This window comes from Allobosea sp. AK1, assembly GCF_006714945.1.
Lineage (GTDB): Bacteria > Pseudomonadota > Alphaproteobacteria > Rhizobiales > Beijerinckiaceae > Allobosea > Allobosea robiniae.
Window position 1 is genome coordinate 384,738 of the sequence record NZ_VFMG01000001.1, and the last position, 17,050, is coordinate 401,787.

Consider the following 17,050-nt stretch of genomic DNA (forward strand, 5'->3'; position numbering starts at 1 on the left):
CCCCGTGCCTTCGCGACGGATATCGCATAAAAGAATCATCTCAGATACCTGATTTGCCGATCTGGAGATCGGACATAATGCCCTAGGCAAAATTGACGCAGGGCACGCCACGCGGTCGTCAGCGGAACGGAATCTCACCGTGTCTCGATCTCCGCGAGATAGGTGCGGACGGCGCGCTCCGGCCCATGCCAGGAGGCGCTGCCCTTGCCCTGCAGCTCGGGCGCGTCCTTCCAGCCGGGTTCGATTCCCGTCATGTCCGGCAGCAGATGCGCGATGCCCTTGTGGCAGTCGATGCAGGTCTTCTCGCCGGTGGTCAGGAAGCGGCTGTGGATCTCGGCGGCGCGGCGGGTCTGCTTGGTGAAGTCCATCGCGACGGAGGAGTGGCAGTTGCGGCATTCCAGCGAGTCGTTCGCCTTCAACCGCGACCATTCGTGCTTGGCGAGTTCGAGGCGCATGTTGAGGAATTTCTCGCGCGTCGAGATCGTCCCGAAGATCTTGCCCCAGACCTCCTTCGAGGCCTGCATCTTGCGGGCGATCTTGTCGGTCCAGTTATGCGGGACATGGCAGTCCGGGCAGGTCGCGCGCACGCCCGAACGATTGGAGAAATGCACCGTCGACTGCAGCTCCTGATAGACGTTGTCGCGCATCTCGTGACAGGAGGTGCAGAACTTCTCGGTGTTGGTGACTTCCAGCGCCGTGTTGAAGCCGCCCCAGAACAGCACGCCGCCGACGAAGCCGCCGAGCGTCAGCAGGCCGAGCGGCAGATAGGCGCTCGGCCGGCTGATGATGCGCCAGAAGCTGACGACGACGCCCCAGCACCAGAGAATGAAGGATTTGAGCCTGGCCATGATGCGCGCCTATGGCTTCCGGCCGATGTCTTTGGCGTCCTGGAACCGATTCTGGACCAGGGGCGGGACATCGGTCTGCTGGACATGGCAGGCCGTGCAGAAATAGCGCCGCGGCGTCACGTCCGAGAGCACCTGCCCGTCGCGGTCCTGGAAATGGGTGACGCTGATCATCGGCGCGCCCGAGCCTTCCGTGAACTCGCGCTTGTGGCAGTCCATGCAGCGATTGGTGTTCAGGGTGAGCTGGTAGCCGTCGATCGCATGCGGGATCACCGGCGGCTGCTCGGGATAGTTGCGCATGCGCCGGACATCGTCGACGACCGGGCGGCCGAGCGCCGGTACGCGTTCGAGCGCCATCGGATCAGCGGTGCCGGTCAGGCGCGGCACGATCTTGATCGGACCGCCCTCCTGCGAGACGGCGGCACCGAAGGCGAGGACGAGGCCGGCCGCGAGGGCCGCCCCGAGCAAGGTCCGCGAGCGCATCAGCCCGAGACCGGAACGATCTTGACCGCGCATTTCTTGAAATCCGTCTGCTTGGAGATGGGATCGGTGGCGTCGAGCGTCGTCTTGTTGATGAGCTGGCTGGCATCGAACCAGGGCACGAAGACCACGCCGGGCGGCATGCGGTTGCGCCCGCGCGTCTCGACGCGGGTGCGCATCTCGCCGCGGCGCGAGATCAATCGGATCTCGGCGCCCTGGTTGAGCCCGCGCTTGCGGGCATCTTCCGGATGCATGAAGCAGCGCGCGCCGGGGAAGGCCTTGTAGAGTTCCGGCACCCGCATCGTCATCGAGCCGGAATGCCAGTGCTCCAGCACGCGGCCGGTGACGAGCCAGAGATCGTATTCGGTGTCGGGCGATTCCGCCGGCGGCTCGTAGGGCACCGCAATGATCCGGGCCTTGCCGTCCTTGTTGCCGTAGAACTCGACGCCCTTGCCCGGCTTCACATAGGGGTCGAGCCCCTCGCGATAGCGCCAGAGCGTCTCCTTGCCGTCGACCACCGGCCAGCGCAGGCCGCGGACCTGATGGTAGAGGTCATAGGGCCCGAGATCGTGGCCATGACCGCGGCCGAAGGCGGCATATTCCTCGAAAAGCCCCTTTTGCGCGTAGAAGCCGAAGGCCTTCGCCTCCCGGTTCTCATAGCCCGGATCGATCTCGGAGACATCGAACTTGTCGACATTGCCGTTGCGATAGAGCACGTCGAAGAGCGTCTTGCCCTTGTAGTTCGGGTTGGCGTCGAGGATCTCCGCCGGCCAGACCTCGTCGGTGGTGAAGCGCTTCGAGAACTCCATCAATTGCCAGAGGTCCGAGCGCGCCTCGCCCGGCGCATTGACGAGCTGGTGCCAGACATGGGTGCGCCGCTCGGCATTGCCGTAGGCGCCCTCCTTCTCGACCCACATCGCGGCGGGCAGGATCAGGTCGGCGGCCATCGCCGTCACCGTCGGATAGGCATCGGAGACGACGATGAAGTTGTCGGGGTTGCGATAGCCCGGATAGGCCTCGTTGCTGCTGTTCGGCGAGGCTTGCAGGTTGTTGTTGACCTGGATCCAGTAGAAATTGAGCTTGCCGTCCTTGAGCATCCGGTCCTGCTCGACGGCGTGGTAGCCGGGCTTCTCCGGGATGATCCCGTGCGGGACGCGCCAGATCTCCTCGGCATGCTTGCGATGCTCGGGATTGGTCACCGTCATGTCGGCCGGCAGCCGATGGGCGAAGGTGCCGACCTCGCGCGCCGTGCCGCAGGCCGAGGGCTGGCCGGTCAGCGAGAACGGGCTGTTGCCCGGCTCCGAGATCTTCCCCGTCAGCAGATGCAGGTTGTAGACCATCTGGTTGGCCCAGACGCCGCGCACATGCTGGTTGAAGCCCATGGTCCAGAGCGACATGACCTTGCGCTTGGGGTCGGCATAGAGCTCGGCGAGCTGCTGCAGGAAGCCGGGCTCGACCCCGGTCAGCGCAGAGACCTTCTCCAGCGTGTAGTCCTTGACCGAGGCCGCGAAGGCCGCGAAGTCGATCGGCGTCGTCGCCGTGACATCCTCCGCCTTGCGTGCCTTGACCTCGCGCGGATCATCGGGGCGCAGGCCGTAGCCGATCTCGGTCGCGCCTTTGACGAAGGTGGTGTGCTTCTCGACGAAATCGGTGTTCACCCGCCCGGTCGAGATGATGTGGTTGGCGATGTAATTCAGGATCGCCAGGTCCGTGCCCGGCTTGAACACGATCGGGATGTCGGCGAGGTCCGAGCTGCGGTGGGTATAGGTCGAGAGCACCGCAACCTTGACATGCGGCTGGCCGAGCCGGCGGTCCGTCACCCGCGTCCACAGGATCGGGTGCATCTCCGCCATGTTCGAGCCCCAGAGCACGAAGGCGTCGGCATGCTCGAAATCGTCGTAGCAGCCCATCGGCTCGTCCATGCCGAAGGTGCGCATGAAGGCATAGGCCGCCGAGGCCATGCAGTGGCGGGCGTTCGGGTCGAGATTGTTGGAGCGGAAGCCGGCCCGCATCAGCTTGGTCGCGGCATAGCCCTCGAAGATCGTCCACTGGCCGGAGCCGAACATGCCGAGCGCGGTCGGCCCCTTCGCCTTGAGCGTTTCCTTGGCCTTGGCGGCCATGGTGTCGAACGCCTCCTCCCAGGACACCGGCGTGAACTCGCCGTCCTTGGCGTAGACGCCGTTCTTCTTGCGCAGCAGCGGCTGGGTCAGCCGGTCGTTGCCGTACATGATCTTGGAGAGGAAATAGCCCTTGATGCAGTTGAGGCCGCGATTGACCTCGGCCTTCATGTCGCCATGGGTGGCGATGACCTTGCCTTCCTTGACGCCGACCATGACGCCGCAGCCGGTGCCGCAGAAGCGGCACGGCGCCTTCGACCATTTGATCTGCAGGCTGCCGACGCCGCCCGCAACCGGCTGGGCCTCGGCGGGCACGCTCATATTGGCGGCGAGCGCGGCGACGCCGGCCGCCTGCGCCTTCAGCATCTCGCGACGGGACAGGGTCATGGGGTCACTCCGGGGTCGTCGAGGGTTTCGAGGTCTTCGATCTGCTCGAACACCATGTTGGCCGAGAGCACGCCGTCGATCAGGCTGATGGCGGCCAGCCGGTCGCCGATCACGCCGGTGCTGGAGCCTTCCAGCACGATGACGATCTTGCCGTTCTCGACCCGATGGATCTCGGTCTCGGGAAGCTCTGCGATGCTGGCGAGCACGACCTCGACCTTGGCCGGCAGGGCCGAGACGACGGCGCTCGAAATGTGATGGAAGCGCTGGCGCGGACGCTCAGGCATGGGCGGCCTCCGCCGAATGCGCACTGACCGCGATGGCCTGTGCCGGACAGGCGGCGATGCAAGCGCCGCAACCATTGCAACGATCGGCCGCGATCTCCGGCAAGGCCGGGCCGCCGAGCCGCGGCCGGAAACGGATCGCGCTCTCCGGGCAGGCATCGCCGCAGCTCTGGCAGACGATGCCCCGTCCGGCGAAGCAATCGGCGCCGACCGCCGCAACGTGCTCGAAGGCGGGCAGCAGGCGATCGAAGACCGGCTCGGGGCAAGCTTCCGCACAGGCGCCGCAGAAGCTGCACTCGCTCTCGGCGAAGCTCAGGATCGGCCGGCCTCCGGCATCCTGCGCTATGATGTGCTGCGGACAGGCCGGCACGCAGGCACCGCAGCTGGTGCAGGCCGCCGCGACCGAAGCCGCGCGCGACCACGGCGGCCGCACGCCTTGAGGCTGCGGCTGCGCGGAGCGGCCTGTCAGGAAACGTCGCCGCCCGAGATCGATGGCATTCTCGCCCATGCCCGCCTCCTCAACGCGGAGGCCCGGGCGGGCCGAGGACGATTTGCGACATCCAGACGAGGAAGCCGTAACCGCCGACGACGCCGACCGCCACGACCGGCCAGATCAGCACAGCCAGCGTCAGGAAGGCGAGGAGTTCGGCGCGACGTGTCGGCTTCTCGGGCGCGGCCTCCGGGCCGCCCGTCTTCGCGGTCTCGATCGTCATCTCCACCCCTTTCGGCCGGCCGCATATCGCACCGGCTCGTGTTGAGAGATTGACTAAAGAGAATATGGATTCCCGGGTGCTGTCCATGTCAAGGGCCACACTGCGCTGCCCTTTCGCAGCCGTCTTTGACATAACGCAAACAAGGTCCGCCGAATGCGACCTATCCGGTCCTGGTGGCCCGGATATTGCCCTTCTTACAACGCTCTCGAATGGGCATCGCCTTTCCCCTGCGGGCCACCGTGCCGCACTTGAACGCGGCCATCGATTGCAGTCTTATCCGGCGCCGCGCGCCGACGGATCGGGACATCGCGGGCGCCCCTGAACCCGTCCGAAGGAAAGGCTGTCACGTGGGAATGGACCGCAGCGTGCTGCGCAGCGTCCCGCTGTTCGCCGCGATGAGCGACGACCAGCTCGACCGCATGACGGCGCAGGCCAGCGCACGGCGGGTCCCGCAGGGCGAGGCCGTCTTCGAGCAGGGCGAGACAGCCAAGGCCTTCTACCTTCTGCTGAATGGCCGGCTGAAGGTGACGCAGGTCACGCGCGACGGCCAGCAGATCATCGTGCGCATCGTCCATCCCGGCGACCTGTTCGGCTTCACGCGGGCATTGGGCCGCAGCGACTATCCGGGCACCGCGACAGCGGCGGTCGACAGCCTCGTCGCGAGCTGGCCAACCGAATCCTGGGACGTCTTCGTCGCCGACAACCCGCATCTGGCGATGAACGCGATCCGCACCATCGGCCAGCGTCTGGACGAGGCCCATACCCGCATCCGCGAGATGTCCACCGAGGAGGTCGAGCGGCGCGTGGCTCATGCCGTGCTGCGGCTGGTCGAGCAGGCCGGCAAGCCCGTCGAGGCCGGCCTGCGCGTCGATTTCCCGATCTCGCGGCGCGACATCGCCGAGATGACCGGCACGACGCTGCACACGGTCTCCCGCATCCTCAGCGCCTGGGAGGCGCAAGGACTGGTCGAAGGAGGGCGCCAGAAGCTCGTCGTCTGCGACGCTCCCGCCCTGAAACGCTTGGCGGAGAACGCCGGCTGATCAGGCCTCGTCCGGCGACCAGTCGTAGAGATGGATCAGCTTCGGATCGTCGGCATGCTCGATCAGCATTCGGCGGACGCGGTCTTGCCAGAGCACGGCAAAACTCTCGAGCCCCGCCTCATCCGCCTCCCCGGCCACCGCCTGCGGCATCAATTCGCCCATCGCCGACGCATGCGGCACCGCACCCGTATCGATATCGACCACAACCCCGGCCCCGGTATCCCGTCGCCGCAGCGCCATCGTGCCTTCGATATCGGCACCGAAATGCAGGAGGTCGCGCCGGGAGAAGCGCTGCGCGGGTCCGATCCCGCCGAAGCCGGTCTCAGGCGCCGCGCCGGTCAGCAGCGTCGCGACCGAGGCCAGGACGCCGGTCGTCCCCTGGTCGCGCTCGCCGCGCATGAAGACCTCGATGCCGCCGCGCTCCGGCATCTCGTCGTCATGGAGATAGCCGAGCCCGTTGAGCACCATCAGATAGGCGCCCGCGACCGCCGGGCAGGAATGGCCGGCCAGCCGCACCGCATCCTCGTAGCCATATTCGAGGATGCCGCCTTCGCTGGTCCCGAGGAAGGCGGAGAGCGGGTCGCGGACCTTGAGGCGCGGCGCGTCGGCGAAGAAGGACGGGAAACTCATCGCGCTCCCTTCGAGCAAGGGACTGCCGGCCTCGCGGCTTCGCCCCGGAATGATGTCATCGTGTGAAAGCAGCCGCGCGTCAGACCGGTTGCCGGCCAAGGCCGAGGCCGAGGCGTTCCGGATCGGCCAGCAGGTCGATCAGGGAATAGCGATCGAGCTCGCCGAGGAAGGCTTCCATCGCATCGCTCAGAATGCCGCGCCAGCGATCCCCGCGCAGGGCCGAGCGCCCCTCCGCCTCGCCGAAGCACTCGACGATCGCGAAAGCCGGCTCCGTCGCGCGGATCAGCATGCCCAGCGAGATCTCGGCCGGTGCGCGCGCCAGCATCAGGCCGCCGGCACGGCCGCGCACGCCCTTGAGGAAATCCTGCCGGACCAGGAGATTGGCGACCTTCATCAGATGGGTCCGCGAAATGTCATGGGCGGTCGCGGCCTCCTCGACGGTAACCAGCCGCTCCGGATGTGCCGCCGCGAAGACCAGCAGCCTCAGCGCATATTCGCTGAACTGGGTCAGACGCATGGGCGCTGTCCGCGGCAGCCGGGTCGGTTCTCGCCATGATCTGGAAGGAGCACCATCCGACAATCCTGTTCGCGGCGCGGTGAGCCCCCTCGCCCAGGGCACCAGCCTTCTGGAGCACGACGCAGCACATCTCCGGCGCCTCAATACGGCAATCCGCTTCCGCGCGCATCAGCAGATCCTTTACCTTGGCCATTTCAGGCCGGCCTTGCAGCGGGAGCAACCTTCGAACCGAGCCGCGCCCCGGTCAGGACGCGCCAGTAGCTCGCCGCGAATCCAAGGAAGGCCAGCGACCAGCACAGCCCGGCGATATGCAGCAGCGCGACCGGGCCATGCCCGAGCGCCGAGCAGATCCGCGCCACGCTACCGATGACGACCAGCGCGTAGCAGGCCTGCGTTGCCGCGGTAGCGACGAGCGCGCGCCCGGTATGACCCAGGCTGGCCCGCGACATCACCGCGAGCGTCACGGTGCCGAAGGCGCCGGCCGTCCAGGCATGCAAACCGGCGCCGGGGCCGACCAGCCCGAAGCTCGCCGCTGCCGAGAGCGCAAAGCCCAGCGGCACGAAGGCGTAGCCGACATGCAGGATGACGAGCAGCGGATTGCGCCAGGTGCGATCGCCCGCCCAGCGCGCGAGCCTGACGGCGTGGAGCACGGCCGACAGTGCCAGCGCGATGCCGCTCGCAAGCGTATCCGGCAGAGCAACCCAGAGGCCGAGTGCGAACGCGCTCGCCGCCAGCACGATCTTGTCATAGCCGCCGAACGGGATCGGCAGGCGCCCTGCCCCGCGCGGCGCCAGCCAGTTGCGCGTGAAGCTCGGCACGATACGCCCGGCGATCAGCCCGACCAGCATCAGCACGGTGGCGATGGCGAAGCGGCGGGCATAATCGGCCCCGCCCGTCAGCGCCGCTTCGAGGTGGAAGGCGAGATTGGCCGCGAGCAGCAGGCCGATCAGCACGACGACCTTGAGATTGCGCCAGTTGCGGCCGGCGACGACCTCGCGTGCAGCCGCACCAGCCAGCAGGATGAGGAACAGCGCATCGATCGCCATCGCGAAATGCCATCCGGTCAACGCCGAAGTCGCGACCGCGACACGGCCGGCGATCCAGGCGAGAACCAGCACGAGCAGCGGCGCGCCCTGCACCGGCAATCGCCCGGTCCAGTTGGGAATGGCCGTCAGCAGGAAGCCGCCGACCGCGGCCGCCTGATAGCCGAAGAGCATTTCATGGATATGCCAATCCACCGGCGCGAAAGCCGTGGGGATGGTAAGATGGCCGGTGACGAAGCCGAGCCAGACCAGGATCGTCAGCCCGGCCTGCAGCGCAGCCAGCAGGAAGAGCGGCCGGAAGCCGTAGGACAACAGCGCAGGTCCGTCATAGGCCTTCAGCCTCGGAATGGGCGCCATGCTGGCTTCTCCTGGCGTGATTGGGCGCGGCGGATCGTTGCGCGCCCGCCCCCCTTGGCGTCGCAACTTTAGCCGCTGGGCGGATCGCCTATTTGCGAAAACGCAAACTCAGGGTTGATCGCTAAAGGCGCTGCGCCGGCGCCGGTCCTTCCGGCGCATGAGATCCCTTATGTTCCCTGCCCGGCGTGGTTCGGAGCCGCATCGACCGGCTTACCGCTCCTCGATGGCGAGCACGGCGAAGGTCGCGAGCCAGTGCTCGCCCATATAGTCGCCCGCGATATGCGGCAGCCCGGCTTCCAGATGCAGCCTTGCGGCGTTCGTTATGACCGGGCGCCGCACGTCCCATTCCGGCAGGGCTGCGGCCAGCGCGCTCCAACACCAGGCCCGGCTGAGATTGAGCCCGTCGAGATGCGCGATCTTGCCATCGGTCCGGTCGGTCACGGTCGCCGGCGTGAACAGGATCGCCGGCTCGCTCTGCGCGATGCGCGGCAGGAAGCGCTCGAACCAGGGCAGGAACTGTTCCGCCGGCAGCAGGCGGCGCATGCATTCCGCCTCGATCAGCGCCGAGGACTGGAAATCGTCGCCGCTCGGCTCGCCCCAGGCCGGGCAATCCGCGTCGGCGCCGTACCAGCGCAAGGCCGTCTCGCGCAGCAGGGTGAGGAAGGCGCCGTCCCCGGTCGCATCAGCATAATCCGCCGCCATCCGCAGGCCGAAGGCGGTGTTGAAATGCGTGCCGACCCGCACGGGATAGGTCGCGATCGGCAGGAAGTCGCGGAAGCGCTGGGCGAAAGCCTCGGCGAGTGGCGCCAGCGCCCGGCCCCAGCGCCCGTCATCCAGCCCCCGCAACTCGGCCGCGAGCTTCAGCAGCCAGCCCCAGCCATAGGGCCGCTTGAAGCCGCGTGCCGTCGGCTGGGCGAGATAGGCGCATTCGACCGCGATCTTCTCCGGGACGAGCTGTTCGTCGAACAATGCGACGATCTCGGCAGCGGCTTCCATCTGCGGATGGCGCCGCAGCAGGCGCGCCAGCATCCAGTAGCTGTGCACGCAGGAATGCCAGTCATAGCTGCCGTAGAACACCGGATGCAGCTCGCTCGGCGTCCGCGCGTCCTGCGGCCCGGCCAGGGTATGGTCCGGCTTGTTGGGATATTCGCGGCGGACATGACCCAGCGCGATACGGGCGAAGCGCTGGGCGATCTCTTCGGTGAGCGAGGGAGTGGTCATGGCGTGGCTTGTCTCCGATGCCGCGCAACCTACCAGCGATTCGGCCATCGCAAAGCGCCATGCGTCATCGAGGTGCAACCCCGCCATCTCCTCGCGTCGGGTTCCTTCATCGCTTCGGTCTGGTCTAACAAGGATGGCGCGCTCCACGCCGGTTTCGATCGGCTCGGCAGCGTCGCCAACCATTCGCCCGAGGGGGAAAAGCCGTGGATCTGCCTGCCAACGCCTTCAAGGCCGCGCTGAAGCGCGGCGAGCTTCAGATCGGATTGTGGAGCAGCCTGTGCAGCCCGATCGTGTCCGAGATCATCAGCCAGAGCGGCTTCGACTGGATTCTGGTCGATACCGAGCATTCCCCCAACGAGCCGCCCGACGTTCTCGCCCAGTTGCAGGCCCTGAAGGGTGGCACGGCGACCCCGATCGTCCGCCCGGCCTGGAATGACGCCGTGCTGCTCAAGCGCCTGCTCGATATCGGCGTGCAGGCCGTGCTCGTGCCCTTCGTCCAAAACGCCGAGGAGGCAGCCAGGGCCGTCGCAGCCTGCCGCTATCCGCCTGCCGGCATCCGCGGCATCACGGTCAGCGGCCGCGGCAGCCATTACGGGCGCGTGCAGAACTACCTGAAACGCGCCGATGGCGAGATCTGTGTGCTGGTGCAGGTCGAGACCGGCGAGGCGCTCAGCCAGATCGAGGCGATCGCCTCGGTCGATGGCGTCGACGGCGTCTTCATTGGCCCGGCCGATCTCTCGGCCTCGCTCGGCCATATCGGCAACCCCGGCCACCCGGAAGTCCAGGCCGCGATCCAGGATGCAGTGAAGCGCCTGACCGCGCTCGGCAAGCCGGCCGGCATCCTGACGCCGTCCGAGGCCGATGCGCGCCGCTATATCGAATGGGGCTATCGCTTCGTCGCCGTCGGCTCCGATCTCGGCCTGATGACCAAGCATGCCGACGCGCTGGCCAAGGCTTTCGCCCCGCAGCGCTGATCGGCGGAACCTGAAGCCGGGGCGCTCGCCCCGGCTCTCACTCGATCTTCACGTTCGCCTTCTGCGCGACCTCGGCCCAGCGCTTGGTCTCGGAGGCGATATGGGCGGTGAACTGCTCCTGGCTCGATCCGACCGGATCGACGCCGAGCTTCTTGAGCTGTTCGATCACCGCCGGTTCCTTCATGATCGCCTGCGTCTCCGCCGAGAGCTTGGCGACGATCTCCTTCGGCACCGCCGACGGCGCGAAGAAGCCGTGCCATGAGCTGGCATCGTAGCCCGGAATGAACTCCGACAGCGCCGGCAGGTCCGGGGCGACCGCGAGCCGCTTTGGCGTCGCGGTCGCGAGCGCGCGGATCTTGCCCGCCTGCACATGCGGCCAGGCGATGGTGATGTTGTCGAAGGTGATCTGGATCTGGCCGGAGAGCAGGTCCTGCGTCACCTGCCCGCTCGACCGATAGGGCACATGCACCATGTCGGTCCCGGTCGAGACCTTGAACAGCTCGGCCGCCATATGGGTCGAGGTGCCCGCTCCGGACGAACCGAAGGAGTACTTGCCGGGGTTCTTCTTCAGGAGCTCGATCAGCTCCGGCACGGTCTTGGCCGGCAGGTCGATATTGACCATCAGGATGTTCGGCACACTCGCCACCTGCGAGATCGGCGCGAAATCCTTGATGTGGTCGAAGGGCAGCCGGGCATAGACGGCCGGGTTGATCGCATGGCTCGACACCGTGCCCATGGTCAGCGTGTAACCGTCGGCCGGAGCGCGCGCTACGGCGGCGACGCCGGTATTGCCGCCGGCGCCGGGCCGGTTCTCGACGATGAACTTGCCGCCGAGCCGCTGGCCCAGCCGATCGGCCAGAATGCGCCCGAGCAGGTCGGTGGTGCCGCCGGCCGCGAAGGGCACGACGATGGTGACGACCTTGCTGCCGGGATACTCGCCCTGCGCGAAGGCGGGGCCTGCCGCGGCGAGACAGGCGGCGGCGATGACGGTCCTGCGTGTAATGCTCATCGGTTCGTTCCTCCCGTTGCGGCCAATCCGCTCGCACCTCGTGGCGGGCGCTTACCCCCAAGCGATAGCAGGGATTGCGAGTTTGAAATCTGAAATTTCAGATTGCCGCACACGGCGCTTTGTGCTGTCTTGATGGCTCATGGCGCAGGGCCGACCACCGCGACGAGGCGGTTTCGGCCGCGCGCCGCGGAAGAATCATGTTGCAGCCTGCCGTCGAACCTGTCGCTCCCGATCTGCTGCGCTCGCTGCGCGAGCATGTCCACGAGCGCCTGCGCCGCGCCATCGTCGCCGGGCGCTTCCGCAATGGCGAGCGGCTGAACGAACGCCATCTCGCCGAGATGCTCGGCGTCAGCACCACCCCGGTGAAGGACGCGATCCGCAAGCTCGAAAGCGAGGGGCTGGTCAGGACCGCGGCGCGGCGCGGCGTCTTCGTCGAATTCTCCCCCCGTCAGGCGCTGGAGATGGCGCTCGGCCGTGCCGCGCTCGAAAGCGTCATGGCCCATATCGCGGCGAACCATCTGACCAAGGTCGGCGCAGCCGAGCTCGGCCAGCTCATCGCCCAGATGGAGCAGGCGACCGAACATGGCGACCTCGAAGATCTCGTCGCGCTGAACGAGGCCTATCACCGCGCGATCCATCGCATCTCCGGCTGCACCTATCTGGAACGCCGGCTCGACGGCCAGCGCATGTACGACCATGCCCAGCGCATCGCCCTGCACTCTGAGCTGGATGAGCGCCGCCGCGGCTTCGAGGAACATCGGGACATCTACGAGGCGCTCCTGGCGCGCGATCCCGCGCTCGCCGAACTCAGGATGCGCCGTCACATCGTCCGCTCGGCGAAGGCCCATGTACGATTGGTCTTCGGCGCGGATGCGGAGGGACTGGACTATGACGAATGACAAGGTCCGCCGCGCGCTGCGCGGCATTTCCGGTGTCCATGTCACCGCCTGGAAGGCGGATGGCGAAGCCGATTGGGCGCTGACCGGCAGGATCGTCCGGCGCATCGCGGAAGCCGGCATCCATAACATCGTCTCAGCCGGCAATACCGGCGAATTCTATCCGATGACGACGGCCGAGGTGGAACGCTCGCATGCAACCGCTGCCGAAGCCGCCGCCGGCAAGGCGCTGGTCACCGCCGGCATCGGCCGCTCGCTGCGCGAAGCCGTGACGACCGGCAAGCTCGCGGCCAAGGCCGGCTGCGACGCCGCGATGGTGCATCACCCGCTCGATCCCTTCGCCGCGCCGCAATCCCAGGCCGACTACATCCTCGCCATCGCCGAGGCGCTGACCATCCCGCTCGTCGCCTATATCCGCTCGGACGCGATCGGCGTGAAGGACCTGATCCGGGTCGCGACCCACCCGAACGTCGCCGGCGTGAAATTCGCCTCGAACAACATGATGCTGCTCGCCGATTGCGTGCGCGAGACGGAAGGCTCTTCCGCCAACTGGATCTGCGGCCTCGCCGAAAGCTGGGCCGCGCCCTTCCATGCGCTCGGCGCCCGTGGCTTCACCTCGGGCCTGATCAATGTCGCGCCGGAACGCTCGCTCGCCGTCTGGCGCGCTCTGGAAGCCGGCGATTACGACACCGCCCGTCGCGAGGTCGACGCCATCGCCGGCTTCGAGAAGCTGCGCACCAAATATGGCAACGGCGCCAATGTCACGGTGGTGAAGGAGGCGCTCGGCCTGCTCGGCACGAATGTCGGCCCGGTCCGCCTCCCCGGCCTGCCCGAACTGAACGAGGCCGAGCGGGCAGAGCTGCGCGGCATCGTGTCGAGCTGGGGTGCCGTGAAGGCTGCCGCTGAGTGACGAGCCGTCATTCTCGGGCGGAGCATAGCGCAGCCCCGAGAATCTCATGACAAGATGACACTGGTTTCCGAGATGATCGGGTCAAGCCCGACCACCCCTCCGGCACCGGTTAGAACGACAAGAATTCGAGGAAACGCCGATGTCCGCCCGCCCCCGCAAGACGCCCGAGACCCTGCGCAGCTGGCGCTGGTTCGGGGCGAGCGACCTGCGCTCCTTCGGGCACCGCTCGCGGGCCTTGCAGATGGGGTTCGGCCATGAGGAGTTCATGGGCAAGCCGGTCATCGGCATCATCAATACCTGGTCCGAGATCAACCCGTGCCACACCCATCTGCGCGACCGCGCCGAGGCGGTGAAGCGCGCGGTCTGGGCGGCCGGCGGCTTCCCGATCGAAATCCCGGTAATGTCGGTTTCCGAACAATATCAGAAGCCTACGACCATGCTCTATCGCAACTTCCTGGCGATGGAGACCGAGGAATCGATCCGCTCTCACCCGCTCGACGGGGCCGTCCTGCTCGGCGGCTGCGACAAGTCCACGCCGGCCCTGATCATGGGCGCCTGCAGCGCGGGCCTGCCCTTCATTTTCGTCCCGGCCGGGCCGATGCTGCGCGGTAACTGGGCCGGCAAGGTGCTGGGTTCGGGCGCGGACGTCTGGAAATACTGGGCCGAGAAGGAAGCCGGCAATATCACCGACAGCGACTGGAAAGACATGGAAAGCGGCATCGCCCGCTCCTATGGCACCTGCATGGTGATGGGCACCGCCGCGACGATGATGAGTCATGCCGAGGTTTTGGGCCTCACCCTGCCCGGCGCCTCCGCCATTCCTGCTGCCGACGCCGCCCACCCCCGCATGGCCGCAGCCGCCGGAAAGCGCATCGTCGAGATGGTCTGGGAGGACCTGACGCCGGATCAGATTCTCACCCGCAAGAGCTTCGAGAACGCACTGACGGTGCATATGGCCGTCGCCGGCTCGACCAATGCGATCATCCATCTCGTCGCTATGGCCGGCCGAGCCGGCGTGCCGCTGACGCCGGATGATTTCGACGCCTTCTCGCGCAACGTGCCCGTCATCGCGAACCTGCGCCCCTCCGGCGACTTCCTGATGGAGGATTTCTTCTATGCCGGCGGCCTGCCTGCGCTGCTGAAGCAGCTCGAAAGCAAGCTCCACACCGAGGCGATGACCGTGACCGGCAAGCCGATCGCCGAGACCATCGCACTCGCCAAGGTCTACGACGACAACGTCATCCGCCCGCTCGACAAGCCCGTCTCGACCGCGAACGGCCTCGCCGTGCTCAAGGGGAACCTCGCGCCCGATGGCTGCGTCATCAAGCCCTCCGCCGCCGAGCCGCGGCTGCTCAAGCATTCCGGCCCGGCCCTCGTCTTCGAGCATTACGATGCGATGATGAAAGCCGTGAACGACGAGAATCTCGACGTCACCGCGGACCACATCATGGTGCTGAAGAATTGCGGCCCGGTCGGCGGCCCCGGCATGCCGGAATGGGGCATGCTGCCGATCCCGAAGAAGCTCTTGAAACAGGGCGTGCGCGACATGCTGCGCATCTCGGACGCCCGCATGTCGGGCACCAGCTACGGCGCCTGCATCCTCCACGTCGCGCCGGAGGCCTATATCAAGGGTCCGCTCGCCGCGGTGCAGACCGGCGACATCATCAGCGTCGATGTCGAAGCCCGCAGCATCTCGGTCGATCTCACCGAGGCCGAGATCGCCGCCCGCCTCGCCGTCTGGACGCCGCCGGACCGCGATTATCCGCGCGGCTGGGGCAAGATGTCGGCGGCGCATATCCGCCAGGCCGACAAGGGCTGCGATTTCGATTATCTGGAGGGAACGGCGAAGGTGCCGGAGCCCGAGATCCACTGATGCAGGATATCCGCGACATCGAGCGCATCGCCGTCATCGGCGCGGGGCTGATCGGCAGTTCCTGGGCCGCGCTCGCCATGGGCCACGGCCTGAACGTTTCAGCCTACGATCCCGCGCCCGGCGCGGAGGAGAAGTTCCGCCACACGGTCGAGCGGGCGCGCGAGCAGCTCGCCGCGCTCGGGCTGGCCAATACCGGCCAGTATCAGTTCACGAATGATCTCGATGAAGCTCTGCAAGGGGTTGATTTCGTTCAGGAGAACGGCCCCGAAAACGAATCCGCCAAACGTGCGCTGCTCTCCCGTCTCGATGCGGAGCTGCCGCCTGAGATCATCATCGCCAGCAGCACCTCGGCCCTGCTGCGCAGCACGATCATCGCGGATTGCCGGAACAAGCGCCGGGTGATCGTCGCCCATCCCTTCAACCCGCCGCATCTCGTGCCGCTGGTCGAGATCGTCGGCGAGGATGAGGCGATCGTCGATCGCGCCGCCGCCTTCTATCGCAGCCTCGACCGGCGCCCGGTCGTCCTCCAGCGCGAGATGCCCGGCCATGTCGCCAACCGGCTGGCTTCCGCGCTCTATCGGGAAGCGGTTTACCTGGTCGAGCAGGGCGTCGCCAGCGTCGCCGAGATCGATGCCGCGCTCTGCAACGGCCCCGGCCTGCGCTGGGCCCTGATGGGGCCACACATGACCTATCATCTCGGCGGCGGCGAAGGCGGCATCGCCGGCTATCTCGCCCATCTCGGGCCGAGCCAGGTCCGGCGCTGGCAATCCCTCGGGACGCCTTCCCTCGACGAAGACGTTCAGCAACGGATCATCGAGGGCGTGGCGGAGGAAGCCGCGGGGCGCACGATCGCGCAGCTCGAAGAGCGCCGCGACGAAGGGCTGCTGGCGCTGCTGCGCGCCCGCAAGCTTGTCAGCGAGTGACGCTCAGCCGAAGCGGCGTGGCCGCAGGCCGGCGTGGAACCAGCTGATCAGCGAATAGATGTCGTAGACCGGCAGCCCGGTCGCCGCCTGCACATCGGCCGCATAGGGCGGCATGTTAGTGCATTCCAGCACGATGGCGCCGATATCGGGGTGGCCGGCGACGAGATCGAGCGCCGCCTGCACCACGTCCTGCCGGGCGAGCGCGACATCCATGTCGTCCTTCTCGGCCTTGATCAGGACGCGGAAGAATTCGCGTCCGTTCTCCGTACCGGTGACGGGCGTGTCGAGCGGCACCCCGGCCGCCTCGAGATGCGCCGGCGTCAGCGTCGCCGCCGAGACCGTGACGACGCCAACGCGCTTGCCGGGCGGCAGCGTCGCCTGCACCCAGGGCACCTGCATCAGGGACGAGGTCGCGACCGGCACGCCGACAGCCGTCGCGAGCTCGCGCTGGAAAAGCGAGAGGAAGCCGCAATTGGTGGTGATCGCCTCGGCGCCGAGCCGGACGAGATCGCGCGCCGCCTCGATGAAATCGGGCAGCAGTCCGGCAGCGCCCTTGAGCACGACCTTCTCGGGGCTGGCACCGCCGACGACGCGGTACAGTACCGGGAAAGGCCAGGTCGTGCCGTTGCCCATGTCGCCGGGAATCCGCGGGAAGCGCGCCTCCAGCATCAGGATGCCCAACGGAACCCCATAGATCGCCTTGCCGCCCCGCGCGATCCGCGTCGCCGCGGCCGCTGTCGAAATCTCGGTCATCGAGCCTCCCCTCTGCCGATATGTCAGCAAGCTAGAGCATTTCCGGGCGAGATGGGCACCGGATCGCGTGTGGAAAATGCG

Annotated in this window: 18 protein-coding genes; 6 read left to right on the top strand and 12 right to left on the bottom strand. The window is 67.2% G+C overall.

The genetic code is table 11. The features are described 5' to 3' along the window. Positions 1–134: 134 nt before the first annotated feature. The 6 genes from FHT98_RS01925 to napE are packed head-to-tail and all read right to left on the bottom strand — an operon-like array spanning position 135 to position 4,823. The gene (locus tag FHT98_RS01925) at positions 135–848 is read right to left on the bottom strand and encodes a NapC/NirT family cytochrome c (protein WP_061967153.1); all 714 of its coding nucleotides are present in this window, start codon (positions 846–848) and stop codon (positions 135–137) included. A 9-nt stretch (positions 849–857) separates the two neighbouring features. Further along, positions 858–1,361 carry a nitrate reductase cytochrome c-type subunit gene (locus tag FHT98_RS01930; RefSeq protein ID WP_091861412.1) on the bottom strand — a complete coding sequence of 168 codons (504 nt, stop codon included), beginning with the start codon at positions 1,359–1,361 and terminating at the stop codon, positions 858–860. After that, positions 1,328–3,829, bottom strand: a complete 2,502-nt coding sequence (napA, locus tag FHT98_RS01935) for a periplasmic nitrate reductase subunit alpha (RefSeq protein WP_061967149.1) — start codon at positions 3,827–3,829, stop codon at positions 1,328–1,330. The genes FHT98_RS01930 and napA overlap by 34 nt, the downstream gene beginning before the upstream one ends. Beyond that, positions 3,826–4,113: a chaperone NapD gene (locus tag FHT98_RS01940; protein ID WP_091861415.1), complete on the bottom strand. Its 288-nt coding sequence runs from the start codon at positions 4,111–4,113 to the stop codon at positions 3,826–3,828. The genes napA and FHT98_RS01940 overlap by 4 nt, the downstream gene beginning before the upstream one ends. Then, positions 4,106–4,618, bottom strand: coding sequence for a ferredoxin-type protein NapF (gene napF / locus FHT98_RS01945; RefSeq protein ID WP_091861418.1), 513 nt, complete (start codon positions 4,616–4,618; stop codon positions 4,106–4,108). Before napF ends, FHT98_RS01940 begins: the two co-directional genes overlap by 8 nt. A gap of 10 nt (positions 4,619–4,628) precedes the next feature. Next, positions 4,629–4,823 carry a periplasmic nitrate reductase, NapE protein gene (gene napE, locus FHT98_RS01950; protein ID WP_061967144.1) on the bottom strand — a complete coding sequence of 65 codons (195 nt, stop codon included), beginning with the start codon at positions 4,821–4,823 and terminating at the stop codon, positions 4,629–4,631. A gap of 347 nt (positions 4,824–5,170) precedes the next feature. On the opposite strand from napE, the gene FHT98_RS01955 reads away from it, so the two are divergent. Beyond that, positions 5,171–5,863 (top strand): Crp/Fnr family transcriptional regulator, encoded by a 693-nt coding sequence (locus FHT98_RS01955; protein WP_113587775.1) that lies wholly within the window; start codon positions 5,171–5,173, stop codon positions 5,861–5,863. Here the strand turns inward: FHT98_RS01955 and FHT98_RS01960 are convergent, their stop codons facing one another. The 4 genes from FHT98_RS01960 to FHT98_RS01975 all read right to left on the bottom strand — a co-directional run bounded on the left by FHT98_RS01960 (position 5,864) and on the right by FHT98_RS01975 (position 9,631). Further along, positions 5,864–6,493: a hypothetical protein gene (locus tag FHT98_RS01960; protein WP_142112024.1), complete on the bottom strand. Its 630-nt coding sequence runs from the start codon at positions 6,491–6,493 to the stop codon at positions 5,864–5,866. A gap of 79 nt (positions 6,494–6,572) precedes the next feature. Then, positions 6,573–7,010, bottom strand: coding sequence for an RrF2 family transcriptional regulator (locus FHT98_RS01965; RefSeq protein WP_142112026.1), 438 nt, complete (start codon positions 7,008–7,010; stop codon positions 6,573–6,575). A 194-nt stretch (positions 7,011–7,204) separates the two neighbouring features. Beyond that, entirely contained in the window at positions 7,205–8,410 is a 1,206-nt protein-coding gene (locus FHT98_RS01970; protein ID WP_142112028.1) for an NnrS family protein, read from the bottom strand. Between the two features lie 210 nt (positions 8,411–8,620). After that, entirely contained in the window at positions 8,621–9,631 is a 1,011-nt protein-coding gene (locus tag FHT98_RS01975; protein WP_142112030.1) for a DUF2891 domain-containing protein, read from the bottom strand. Between the two features lie 203 nt (positions 9,632–9,834). On the opposite strand from FHT98_RS01975, the gene FHT98_RS01980 reads away from it, so the two are divergent. Further along, positions 9,835–10,605 carry an HpcH/HpaI aldolase family protein gene (locus FHT98_RS01980; RefSeq protein WP_142112032.1) on the top strand — a complete coding sequence of 257 codons (771 nt, stop codon included), beginning with the start codon at positions 9,835–9,837 and terminating at the stop codon, positions 10,603–10,605. Positions 10,606–10,642: 37 nt separating this feature from the next. On the opposite strand, the gene FHT98_RS01985 is transcribed toward FHT98_RS01980, so the two are convergent. Further along, positions 10,643–11,614, bottom strand: coding sequence for a Bug family tripartite tricarboxylate transporter substrate binding protein (locus tag FHT98_RS01985; RefSeq protein ID WP_113587128.1), 972 nt, complete (start codon positions 11,612–11,614; stop codon positions 10,643–10,645). A gap of 197 nt (positions 11,615–11,811) precedes the next feature. On the opposite strand from FHT98_RS01985, the gene FHT98_RS01990 reads away from it, so the two are divergent. The 4 genes from FHT98_RS01990 to FHT98_RS02005 all read left to right on the top strand — a co-directional run bounded on the left by FHT98_RS01990 (position 11,812) and on the right by FHT98_RS02005 (position 16,216). Beyond that, positions 11,812–12,513 carry a GntR family transcriptional regulator gene (locus tag FHT98_RS01990; RefSeq protein ID WP_142112034.1) on the top strand — a complete coding sequence of 234 codons (702 nt, stop codon included), beginning with the start codon at positions 11,812–11,814 and terminating at the stop codon, positions 12,511–12,513. Further along, entirely contained in the window at positions 12,503–13,420 is a 918-nt protein-coding gene (locus tag FHT98_RS01995; RefSeq protein ID WP_142112036.1) for a dihydrodipicolinate synthase family protein, read from the top strand. The genes FHT98_RS01990 and FHT98_RS01995 overlap by 11 nt, the downstream gene beginning before the upstream one ends. A gap of 139 nt (positions 13,421–13,559) precedes the next feature. After that, on the top strand, positions 13,560–15,293 hold the full coding sequence (gene araD, locus FHT98_RS02000; protein WP_142112038.1) for an L-arabinonate dehydratase: 1,734 nt from the start codon (positions 13,560–13,562) through the stop codon (positions 15,291–15,293). Continuing rightward, a complete protein-coding gene (locus FHT98_RS02005; protein WP_142112040.1) occupies positions 15,293–16,216 on the top strand; it encodes a 3-hydroxyacyl-CoA dehydrogenase NAD-binding domain-containing protein in 924 nt (307 codons plus the stop codon). The genes araD and FHT98_RS02005 overlap by 1 nt, the downstream gene beginning before the upstream one ends. Before the next feature lie 3 nt (positions 16,217–16,219). Here the strand turns inward: FHT98_RS02005 and FHT98_RS02010 are convergent, their stop codons facing one another. Further along, entirely contained in the window at positions 16,220–16,969 is a 750-nt protein-coding gene (locus FHT98_RS02010; RefSeq protein WP_142112042.1) for an aspartate/glutamate racemase family protein, read from the bottom strand. Positions 16,970–17,050: the final 81 nt, after the last annotated feature.